This is a genomic window from Herbaspirillum sp. ST 5-3, assembly GCF_004804275.1.
GTDB lineage: Bacteria > Pseudomonadota > Gammaproteobacteria > Burkholderiales > Burkholderiaceae_D > Noviherbaspirillum.
Genome location: NZ_STGI01000033.1, coordinates 1 through 1,513, shown reverse-complemented (window position 1 = coordinate 1,513; position 1,513 = coordinate 1). Strand labels below are relative to the sequence as shown.

General features: G+C 58.6%; 2 protein-coding genes. Both read left to right on the top strand.

Annotation, left to right across the window (positions count from 1 at the left end):
- Positions 1 to 53 precede the first annotated feature (53 nt).
- Positions 54 to 818, top strand: a complete 765-nt coding sequence (locus E6W33_RS26830) for an ABC transporter ATP-binding protein (protein WP_136420441.1) — start codon at positions 54 to 56, stop codon at positions 816 to 818.
- A partial coding sequence (locus E6W33_RS26825; RefSeq protein WP_136420440.1) for an ABC transporter ATP-binding protein occupies positions 819 to 1,513 on the top strand: 695 nt, incomplete at its 3' end.

The following is a 1,513-nucleotide window of genomic DNA, read 5'->3' as shown; positions in this document are numbered from 1 at the left end:
GCGTGGGGCGAAGTGAGTACCGAAATTGAAGAACTGATCCGGAGGGCAGAAGCATGAACGCGCTGGCCCTCGAATTGAAAGACGTGCGCAAGAGTTTCGGCAAGTCCGAAATCATCCGCGGCGCCAATCTCAAAGTCCCGAAAGGGGAACGATTCGCCATCATTGGTCCGAACGGCGCCGGCAAATCGACCTTGTTCAACCTGATTTCGGGGCGTTTCCCGCTCAGTTCGGGCGATGTGCTGCTGAACGGCGAAAGCATCGTCGGCTTGCGTCCGTTCGAAATCAACCGGCGCGGCCTGTCGCGCAGTTTTCAGATCACCAACATCTTTCATCACCTGTCGGTATACGAGAATCTGCGCTGCGCCGTGCTGTGGTCGCTCGGCTACAAGTACTCTTTCTGGCATCGGCTCAACGGGCTCAAGGATGCGCATGAGCGCGCGGAACAGGTGCTGGAGCAGATTGGCCTGAAGCGCCGAAGGGACTCGCTGGCTGGGCTGTTGACGTATGCGGAGCAGCGCGCACTGGAAATCGGCATCACGATTGCAGGGGGCGCAGAAGTCATTCTGCTGGACGAGCCGACTGCCGGCATGAGTCGTTCTGAAACGGACGCTGCGGTCGAACTGATCCGCAAGGTCACGGTGGGAAAAACGCTGCTGATGGTGGAGCACGACATGAGCGTGGTGTTCGGTCTGGCCGACAAGATTGCGGTGGTGGTCTACGGCGAAGTGATCGCCTGCGATACACCGACCAACATTCGCGCCAATCAGAAAGTTCAGGAAGCGTATTTGGGCGGCCACGCGCCGGCGGAGGCGGCATAAATGGCATTACTTGAAATCAGAAATCTGCATGCGTTCTATGGCAAGAGCCATGTCCTGCACGGCGTCGACATGCATGTCGGCGAAGGGGAAATTGTCAGCCTGCTGGGGCGTAACGGTGTAGGCCGTTCGACCACTGTCAAGGCATCAATGGGACAAGTCGACGTGACCGGATCGATCCGCTTCAAGGGCGAGGAGATCACCGGTTTGAAATCCTTCGAAATCGCGCACAAGGGACTCGGTTACGTTCCGGAGAACCGCGATATCTTTCCGACGCTGACGGTGGAGCAGAACCTGATGCTGGGCGAAAAGAAAGCGAAGGGTTCGAAGAAGAGCGCGCGCTGGACGATGGAGGACATGTACAAGATGTTCCCGCGCCTGAAGGAGCGGCAAAACACGGCGGCCGGCGTGTTGTCCGGCGGCGAGCAGCAGATGCTGACCTTGTGCCGCACCTTGATGGGCGACCCGGATCTGATCATGATCGACGAGCCGACCGAGGGCCTGGCCCCGAAGATCGTCGATCTTGTGGCGGAATACCTGAAGGAGTTGAAGAACCGCGGGATTTCGGTGCTGCTGGTCGAGCAGAAACTGGCGATCGCGCTGGAGATCTCGCAACGGGTATATGTGATGGGCCACGGATCCATCGTGTTTGAAGGGACGCCGGACGACTTGCGCAAGAATGCCAACGTGCGCAAGGA